At 36.4% G+C, this 9,251-nt stretch carries 7 protein-coding genes; 4 read left to right on the top strand and 3 right to left on the bottom strand.

The features are described from left to right. The first annotated feature begins 246 nt into the window (after positions 1-246). Both ABDH28_05955 and ABDH28_05950 read left to right on the top strand, forming a co-directional pair. Entirely contained in the window at positions 247-1,545 is a 1,299-nt protein-coding gene (locus tag ABDH28_05955) for an LptF/LptG family permease (protein ID MEN2998561.1), read from the top strand. 171 nt (positions 1,546-1,716) lie between these two features. After that, on the top strand, positions 1,717-4,305 hold the full coding sequence (locus ABDH28_05950) for an ATP-dependent Clp protease ATP-binding subunit (protein ID MEN2998560.1): 2,589 nt from the start codon (positions 1,717-1,719) through the stop codon (positions 4,303-4,305). On the opposite strand, the gene gatA is transcribed toward ABDH28_05950, so the two are convergent. From gatA to ABDH28_05935, 3 genes are read right to left on the bottom strand one after another with little or no spacing between them, the layout of a single operon-like run. Beyond that, positions 4,302-5,744: an Asp-tRNA(Asn)/Glu-tRNA(Gln) amidotransferase subunit GatA gene (gene gatA, locus ABDH28_05945; GenBank protein MEN2998559.1), complete on the bottom strand. Its 1,443-nt coding sequence runs from the start codon at positions 5,742-5,744 to the stop codon at positions 4,302-4,304. The two genes, ABDH28_05950 and gatA, sit on opposite strands and share 4 nt — an antisense overlap. A 6-nt stretch (positions 5,745-5,750) precedes the next feature. Next, the gene (locus ABDH28_05940; GenBank protein ID MEN2998558.1) at positions 5,751-6,101 is read right to left on the bottom strand and encodes a TraR/DksA C4-type zinc finger protein; all 351 of its coding nucleotides are present in this window, start codon (positions 6,099-6,101) and stop codon (positions 5,751-5,753) included. 11 nt (positions 6,102-6,112) lie between these two features. Continuing rightward, on the bottom strand, positions 6,113-6,358 hold the full coding sequence (locus tag ABDH28_05935; GenBank protein MEN2998557.1) for a 50S ribosomal protein L27: 246 nt from the start codon (positions 6,356-6,358) through the stop codon (positions 6,113-6,115). A gap of 350 nt (positions 6,359-6,708) precedes the next feature. On the opposite strand from ABDH28_05935, the gene ABDH28_05930 reads away from it, so the two are divergent. Then, positions 6,709-8,442, top strand: coding sequence for an NAD+ synthase (locus ABDH28_05930; protein MEN2998556.1), 1,734 nt, complete (start codon positions 6,709-6,711; stop codon positions 8,440-8,442). Between the two features lie 203 nt (positions 8,443-8,645). After that, on the top strand, positions 8,646-9,251 hold a 606-nt coding region (locus ABDH28_05925), incomplete at its 3' end, for a sigma-70 family RNA polymerase sigma factor (GenBank protein ID MEN2998555.1).

Here is a 9,251-nt window from a genome sequence, read left to right as displayed (position 1 = left end):
TTACTTGCCTCTTTGCTTCTGGACAGTTTGTTAGTCACAGAATTTCCTCCATACCAAGCTTCTTGGGTGCTTTTAAGAAAGGTATTTACCCAGTCCCGACAGGGACTGCGAGAATAGTAAAAACAAAAACTACATACTAGTTATGAACTTTGGAATCCGTTGGACAACTTTTCTTGTATTTGATAAGAATAAATTTTCTTGTATTTGATAAGAATAAAAGTATTTATTTAGGATTTTGTGTAGCATATGACCAAGATTAGGCTTATTTCCACTAAGTTTCGTAGAAAACTGCAAGCTTTTGCACATCTTCTGTGGAGCAACACTAAGAATGCACTATTTACCACCTTAGACTACTTAAACGAGAGTATAAAGTTCAACAAGATCCAGAGATACTTAGTAAAGCAGTTTCTAGTAGCATTTGCGGTATCATCCGTATCGCTTACCTTTCTAGGGATAGTTTTCAACTTGGTTATGGACCTAAACTGGTTTTTAGGTAATACGGAACTTCTTAGAAAGAAGTTTAACTATATCCTTTTAGTCTACATACTCAGAGGGCCTTACCTTTATTCTTTCCTAGCACCTATGTGTGTCCTTCTAAGTATATCCTATGTGATATCAAGAATGTCCAGAAATTTTGAGCTAGTAGCTATAGTAAACGCTGGAATGAGCTTGAAAAAACTCTTTGCCCCACTAGTTCTGGTGTTAGTAATCACATCCTTTCTCTACTTTCTATTTCTTGACCAGGTAGTTACAACCGCAGGCAAAGAATCTAGGTATATAGAGAGAATAAAGGTATGGGAGGATGAGAGTTTTCGTGAGTCACAGTATCTTGAAAACATAAGAGAACCTATCAAAAGTCAAAATAGGAGTGTAACCTACCTGGAGATAGGATTTGTCTCTAGAGAAGGAATTATGAAAAATGTCAAGATAAACAAGTTTTTTGAGAAAACTGGCAAAATTGAATTCAAAACTCAAAAGTTTGAAGGAGGACTAATACAACACACTATAAGTGCAGGTTCAGCTAAGTGGGATCAAAAAATAAACAACTGGATCTCATACGATGTGGAGATATTCACTTTTAACGAAAAGACTGAACTCATCTCAAAGAACTATCTTAAGGAGTATATTCCCAACTTCAAACTTGACAACCCAAGCTTTTTCTTCCCAAAGAAGTATGACTTTCACTTTCTGACATTAGCAGAGATGAACGAGGAACTAAACAAATCTCTAGCAGTTAAGATAGCATTTGAAAGCGGAAATTACTATCAAAAGCTTATGCAGATGCTATCAAGACCCAGTATTTCGTTGTCTCTTGTCATCTCGGGACTTCTAGCATTAGGATTTGTAACTATAATTTCCAGAAATCTGACCTTTATCAACATGGTTTTCCAATCAGTGATTAGATATGTCATATACTTTATTTCTTTCTTAGGTGGCATGTGGATAGGTGAAAATAGAATACTACCACCAGCTCTAGCTATATGGCTACCAAACGTAGTCTTTCTAGGATACGCTATATACCTAAATCGCAAAGTAAAAACCTAGAATTGAAGAGTTTTAATAGTAAACTGTTAAAAACATTGGTATTGTCAAATAGAATTGGTCTATAACAGATCGTCCGTCAAGTTTTGGACTCAAGAAGACGAAAGTTATCTCTAGAAATTTGATTTTGCTAAGGTGTTTCTTTAAATTTTACTATAAAGAGAGGTCAACAAAATGTTTCCTGAAGGTCTTACTCCCAGTGCTAAGAAAATCCTAAATATTCTATCTCAAGAGATGGCAAAAAAGTTAAGAAACGATAAAATAGAAGTTGAGCACCTACTCATAGGTATAATAGCTGATAACGACAACAGAGCAGTATTCGCTTTGAAGGAACTTGGAGTAGATGTGGAAAGGTTAAGGTTTGATCTTGAAAATGCTATAAGAAACCCAATGGGTCCCGTGAACATGGGGTCGTTACCATTTAGTCAAAATGTCAAAAAAGTTCTAGACGTTGCTTCAGAAGAAGCGAAAAAACTTGGGCACAATTACATAGGACCAGAACATATACTTATAGCGATAATGAGTGGTTACAGTGGTATAGCATACATAATTCTTGAAAACAATGGTATAACCGTAGATACCCTAAGAAGAACAGTAATGAGATTATCTAATACCACACCTTTCGCAACAAAGCAAATGGAACAGAAAGAGAAAGTAAAGAAAAAAGTCAGAACTCCTCTTCTAGATGAATTTGGTACAGATCTATGCAAACTAGCTTTTGAAGGAAAGCTTGATCCTGTAATAGGTAGGGATAATGAGATTGAGAGAACTATACAAATTTTGGTGAGAAGAAAGAAAAACAATCCAGTTTTAGTAGGACTACCCGGTGTAGGTAAAACTTCCATAGTTGAAGGACTCGCACAGAAAATAGTCAAGGGGCAAGTTCCTGAATACCTCATAGACAAAAGAATAGTCCAACTGAACATACCTGCAATAGTTGCTGGAACAAAATATAGGGGAGAGTTTGAAGATAGACTAAAGAACATAATAGGTGAGATAAAAAACGCAGGTGATATAATTGTGTTTATAGATGAAATTCACACTGTTATAGGAGCAGGTGCTGCAGAAGGAGCAATAGACGCAGCAAACATCCTAAAACCTGAGCTTTCCAGAGGAGATATACAGTTTATAGGAGCCACTACTCTTGATGATTATAGGAAATACATTGAAAAAGACAAAGCATTGGAGAGAAGATTCCAAATGATCCTTGTTGATGAGCCCTCGGTAGAAGTAACTATTGAGATATTAAGAGGAATAAAGAAAAAGTATGAGGAATTTCACAAGGTAGTATATGACGAAGATGCAATAATACAAGCAGTATACTTATCTAAGCAATATATTCAAGGCAGATACCTTCCAGATAAGGCTATTGACCTAATAGATGAAGCAGGAGCTAAGGTAAGAATGCGGACCTTCCTCAAACCAAAGGAACTTGTTGAAATGGAAGCAAAAATTGAGGAACTTGAAGCTAAGAAAAAGCAAGCAGTAAGCAATCAGAATTATGAAGAAGCTGCAACCTACAGGGACCAACTAAATGACCTAAGGAGTAAGTATGAGCTAAAAAAACAAGAATGGATAGATAATACTTCCTCAGTAATAATACCAGTAACAGTAGAAGATATCAGGGAGACTTTATCCTCAATGACTGGCATACCTGTCAAGAAGCTTGGAGGAATGGAAATCTCAAAACTTGCTAATATAGAAGATGAACTTAAAAAGAGGGTTATAGGGCAAGATGAGGCCGTAGAAATCGTATCTAAAGCTATAAGAAGAGCAAGAATAGGACTAAAACCAAAAAATAAGCCTATAGGCTCTTTCCTATTCCTAGGACCTACGGGCGTAGGAAAAACTGAGCTAGCAAAAGCATTAGCAGAATTTCTCTTTGGAAGTGAAGATAACCTAATTAGACTGGATATGAGTGAGTTTATGGAGAAGTTTACAGTCTCAAGACTAGTTGGTGCACCACCAGGATACGTAGGATACCAAGAAGGAGGACAACTAACCGAAGCTGTCAGAAGAAAGCCATATTCAGTTATACTACTTGACGAGATAGAAAAAGCTCACCCTGATGTATTCAATATACTACTTCAGGTTATGGACGATGGAAGACTAACAGACAGCTTAAACAACATTGTTAGCTTTTCAAACACTGTGATAATAATGACTTCAAATTTGGGAGTTAGAGATATAACTAACAAAGGTTACCTCGGATTTGCAAAAGCTTCGCAGGAAAAAGCCTTTGAGTACGAAAATATGAAACAGAAACTTTTGGAAGATGTGAAAAAATACTTCAGTCCTGAATTCCTAAATAGACTTGACGAAATAGTAGTCTTTAAACCTCTGTCAAAAGAGATTGTGAAAGATATTGTAACAAAGATGATAAATGAGATAAATAGGGATCTAGCAATCAACAGCATATCTATCCGCATCAGTGATGATGTTAGGGAGTTTATAGCCGAAAAGGGATTTGATCCAAAGATGGGAGCAAGACCTCTGAGGAAAACCATTAGAAAATACATAGAGGATGTAGTGGCACAAAAAATAATTGAGAAAGGCATTGACATTTCGGCAATATCAAAAGAAAACAAAAAGATTCAAGCAATATGCAAAGGTGTAGAAGGTGAAAATCTAGAAATAGAGATAAAAATAGTCTCACAAGAAGAAGAAGAAACACAAAAAGCTAAAAGTTTCAAATCCAGAAAAAAAGCAGAAGATGACAAAGACAACGAGAAAGAAATGATGAGGATCTCTACAAAAAACTAGCTAAGCACAAGTTTCTCAACAAAATACGCAAACCTTAGTAAATTACTGTCGTGAAAAGGTCTAGCTATTATTTGCATCCCAATAGGTAAACCATTTGAGTCTTTTCCTATAGGTAAAGAGATTGCACAAGTGCCAACTAAGTTTACAGTAACGGTGAATATATCGGAAAGATACATTTCTATAGGATTTGATATTTTTTCTCCTATCCTAAAAGCCGTTGTAGGTGTTGTTGGTGTGATTATAAAATCAACTTCACTAAAAGCTTTACTAAAATCCTCCTTAAGCAAAGTTCTGACTTTTAGCGCTTTGAGATAGTATGCATCGTAATATCCCGCCGACAATACATAATTGCCAAGCATTATCCTCCTTTTGACTTCTCTACCAAAACCTAGAGTCTTGGTACTACGATACATCTCATTAAGTGACTTAGCCTGGGCTCTAAACCCATACCTTACTCCATCAAACCTTGCTAAGTTAGAGCTTGCTTCCGCGGGAGCAACTATATAGTAAGTTGGAATTGCATATTTTGTCCTCGGAAGGGAAACATTCTTAACACTCACACCTTTTCCCGAAAGAGCTTTTACTACACTTTCTATCCCTTCAAGAATCTCTTTCTGAATATCTCCAGAAAAATACTCTTCAGGTATACCTATCTTTACTGAGAATGGATCTATCCTCTCCTTCAAGTTTTCTGAAAACCTTGTGTTCTCAACTTTCACAGAAGTAGAATCTTTGGGGTCATATCCAGCTATGACTTCCAAAAGTATAGCAGCATCCTCTACGGTCTTAGTAATAGGACCTATCTGATCAAGAGAAGATCCGAAAGCAATAAGTCCGTATCTAGAAACAAGCCCATAGGTTGGCTTTAATCCAACAACTCCGCAGAACGCAGACGGCTGTCTTATTGAGCCACCAGTATCAGAACCAAGAGAAGCAACACACAGATCGGCAGAAACACTTGCAGCAGAACCTCCAGATGATCCTCCAGGCACTCTACTTTTATCATAAGGATTTCTAACTACACCGTAGTGTGAGGTTTCATTGGATGAACCCATTGCAAACTCATCCATATTCGTTTTACCTATTATTACACCACCCTCACTTTTTATCTTAGTAACTACGGTAGCATCCTCAACAGCAACAAAACCTTCCAAAATCTTAGACCCACACGTGCTAGGTTGCCCTTCAACATTTATGTTATCTTTTATCGCAATCGGAACCCCTATAATCTTCCCACTAATCTTATTTCTATTATCATCAATATATCTAGCAGTCCTAATAGCTTCGTCCTTACATACACTTATGAAAGCATTTATTGGTAGTTCAGATTTCCTATCCTCTTCTATCTTTCTTATGTATTCTTCCACCAACTCAGAACAAGAAAACTTTCCACTCCTTATCCCCTCAACAACCTCAGTAATGGTAAGCCCATTTACCATAAAAGTTTACCTTCTAACCTGTTTTTTAGCACAAGCTGAGCAGATATCTGTATAAGGAAGCGCCTCCAACCTCTCAATTTCTATCTCAGCCCCACACAATTTACACTTTCCATAAGTGCCATCTTCTATCCTTCTTAAAGCATCATTAATCTTATCTATTATCTCCCTCTGGATACCCGTTAAGCTTGCCAGGAGTTGTGACTCGTAAAAATCACTAGCCTTATCCACAATATCTCCCTCAATATTACTTGCAAAATATCTCATCGCCATCTCCTCACCAAAGATATCCGAAAGAATCTGTAACTTCTCCTTAGACAATCTATTTTTCAACTCTTCCAATTTCTCCCTACTAAGCATCCTATCACCCCTCAGTCAACAGATAATTCTTTAACACAAACATACTTCCTCCCCTTCCTTTCATAAAACTCCACTATCCCATCCTTTAAGGCAAAAAGAGTAAAATCCCTTCCTTGCCCAACATTATTGCCAGGATACACTTTATTTCCTGTCTGTCTAAGTATTATGTTTCCTGCCCTTGCAAATTGTCCATCGTAAAGCTTTACCCCTAACCCTTTGCCTCTACTCCTATCTTTTACATTGGGATCCTTAGCCATACCTTCACCACCTCCAATTCTAATTCATTTTAAATAAACAATCACTTAGATTAAAACTTATTTCACAACCTTTAACAAATTCCAATCCTCACTAAGTGAGTAGATAAGATTCAACTTCTTGTTCACTCACTCTCTCTGTTTCTAGATAGCACTCATCAACCACAAACTTCACTCCATACTAAGCTTCTTAGGGCTTATTTAAGAAGAATATTTACCAGAATAAGAACTGCATGAAGAGTAAAAGAAAAGCTTCACCTAATTGCTAATTGGAATTTACTGACCATCAATCTTTCCATATAGAAACTGAGATTTAATGACGTTTAGAATAGTAAAAGAGGAAAGGTAAGAGTATGCGTATTGGAATAGGACAAATAAATCCAACCGTTGGAGATATAGAAGCAAACTTTCTAAAGATTGCAGAATTTACTGATCTAGCCTTAGAAAAAAACTGTGATATTGTAGTATTCCCCGAACTTTCACTGACAGGATATCCACCAGAAGATTTGCTCAAAAATAAGGCCTTTATAAAGCATCAGCAAATCTTTCTTGACAAACTCAAGTCAAAATTCTCAGGAATAATCGGAATAGTAGGTTTTGCAAACCTAGAAAACGATGTCCTGTATAACTCTTCAGGAATATTCTTTAATAACCAGATGTATATATACAACAAGACAAAACTTCCAAACTATGGAGTGTTTGACGAGAAAAGATACTTTGCCGAAGGAAACAAAGGATTAGTCCTGAACATAGGTAATTCCGAATCAAAAATAGGTATAACAATATGCGAGGATATCTGGTATCCGGAAGGTGTAATAAGCGATGAAATAGTAAAAGGGCACGCAAATATAATAGTAAATATTTCAGCATCACCCTATCAGATTGGTAAAGTAGAAGAGAGAATTGAAATGCTTAAGACCAGAGCAAGAGATTTCAGAACATTCATCATCTACGCTAACCTTGTGGGCGGACAGGACGAATTAGTATTTGATGGAAACAGCCTAGTAGTCTCACCTGAGGGCAAAGTTCTTGCAAAAGCAAAAGCATTTGAAGAGGAAATATTAGTAGTGGACATCTTCACAGAAGAAACTATGTCCAAAAGACTCTTGGACCCAAGATATGTTTTCCTACTAGAGAGGTATACTCCTGATTACGAAGTTGAAAAAGTAAGCCTAGATTATACTATCAAAGAGCAAAAGGATAAAATTCCAAGTAATGTTGAGCCATTGCTTACAGAAGAAGAGGAGATTTTGAAAGCCCTTGAAACTAGCATAAGGGACTACATAACCAAAAACAAGTTCTCTAAGGTGGTTATAGGAATAAGTGGAGGAATAGATTCAGCAGTAGTAGCATATATATGCACTAAAGCTCTAGGGAAGGAAAATGTAGTTGGTGTGAGTATGCCATCAAGGTTTTCATCTGAAGACACTCGCAGAGATGCTAAAAGAATCTGTCAAAACCTAGGAATAAAGTTTCTAGAAATTTCCATTGAGAATATATTCAAAACATACCTTTCGGAACTAGAACCATTTCTTGAGAACAAAGGATGGGATGTAACTGAGGAAAATATTCAAGCAAGAATAAGAGGAAATATCCTAATGGCTTTATCAAATAAGTTTGGTTGGATAGTAGTAGCAACAGGTAACAAAAGCGAACTAAGCATGGGCTATGCCACTCTCTACGGTGATATGGTCGGAGGATTTGCACTGATAAAGGATCTATACAAAACCACTGTCTATAAGCTAGCCAACTACATAAATCAAAGAGAAAGAACTGAAGTTATACCAAAAAGCGTAATAGAACGCCCCCCATCTGCAGAACTTAGAGACAATCAAAAGGACGAAGACACACTACCACCTTACCCAATCCTAGACAAAATCCTAAAAAAATACCTAGAAGAGGAAAAATCCTCTAGGGAAATATCAGAAGAAACAAACATAGACCTACAACTGGTAGAGAATGTGATCAAAACAGTAAACCAGAACGAATACAAACGAAGGCAAGCCCCAATAGGCACCAAAGTAACTTTCAGATCCTTCGGAAAAGACAGAAGATACCCTATCACTAACCAGTTCAAAAAAATCTAACATTGGATATTTTCTATAATGAGTATTTTTTATATATACACTAGTGTATAGTTTTTACACAGAAAATCCCAAAAGATCTGAAAACTCGCAACCATTAAGAGCAACTCTTAATCAGAAATTGAAAATTTAGCAAAAACTTTAGGATTTGGCAAGTGAAATTTTGGCACGATATTTGCATGATAAAAAAAGAAGGAGGGCAAAACATGAAAAAACGAAAAGAGGATATAAATACCAATGACCTTATTAATCAAAATCCCACAAAAGTGCAAGAAGAGTTAAACAAGATATTGGATGAAGCTAGAAACAATTTTTCTGACAGTGAGAATGTAGTGTTAAAGTATTTTAAGACTGTAGAAAAGTTTCCACTTCTGACCAGAGAGGAAGAAGTGAGTTTAGCTAAAAGAGCAGCCGAGGGAGATAAGGAAGCAAGGGCAAAATTGATTCTTTCTAATTTAAGGTTTGTGGTAAGTGTAGCGAAAAGTTACATAGGAACTGGAATACCAATTGCTGATTTAATAAGTGAAGGTAATGTCGGTCTGATGATAGCGGTAGATAAATTTGACTACAAAAGAGGATTGCACTTTATTTCTTATGCTGTTTGGTGGATAAGGCAATCAATTCTGAAATATATTTCTGAAAGGTCAAGACTTGTCAGGTTTCCTATGAATAGGACAAACGAACTTTTGAAAATAGAAAAGTTCATAAGAGAGTATGAGGTTGAGAATGGTGCAACCCCGTCAATTGAAACTATAGCAAAAGCTTTAAATCTTAAGGAAAAAGATGTTCAGATACTCCTTAACAGAAAGAGC

The sequence above is a fragment of the Brevinematia bacterium genome (assembly GCA_039630355.1).
Classification (GTDB): domain Bacteria; phylum Spirochaetota; class Brevinematia; order DTOW01; family DTOW01; genus SKYB106.
Note: the sequence above shows the minus strand (reverse complement) of the source record. Positions and strands in the feature narration are given on the sequence as shown.

Excerpts from the sequence above, each read along its gene's own strand:
- ABDH28_05955 (MEN2998561.1), top strand. The coding sequence starts at position 247 with ATGACCAAGATTAGGCTTATTTCCACTAAGTTTCGTAGAAAACTGCAA.
- ABDH28_05950 (MEN2998560.1), top strand. The coding sequence starts at position 1,717 with ATGTTTCCTGAAGGTCTTACTCCCAGTGCTAAGAAAATCCTAAATATT.
- gatA (MEN2998559.1), bottom strand. The coding sequence starts at position 5,744 with ATGGTAAATGGGCTTACCATTACTGAGGTTGTTGAGGGGATAAGGAGT.
- ABDH28_05940 (MEN2998558.1), bottom strand. The coding sequence starts at position 6,101 with ATGCTTAGTAGGGAGAAATTGGAAGAGTTGAAAAATAGATTGTCTAAG.
- ABDH28_05935 (MEN2998557.1), bottom strand. The coding sequence starts at position 6,358 with ATGGCTAAGGATCCCAATGTAAAAGATAGGAGTAGAGGCAAAGGGTTA.
- ABDH28_05930 (MEN2998556.1), top strand. The coding sequence starts at position 6,709 with ATGCGTATTGGAATAGGACAAATAAATCCAACCGTTGGAGATATAGAA.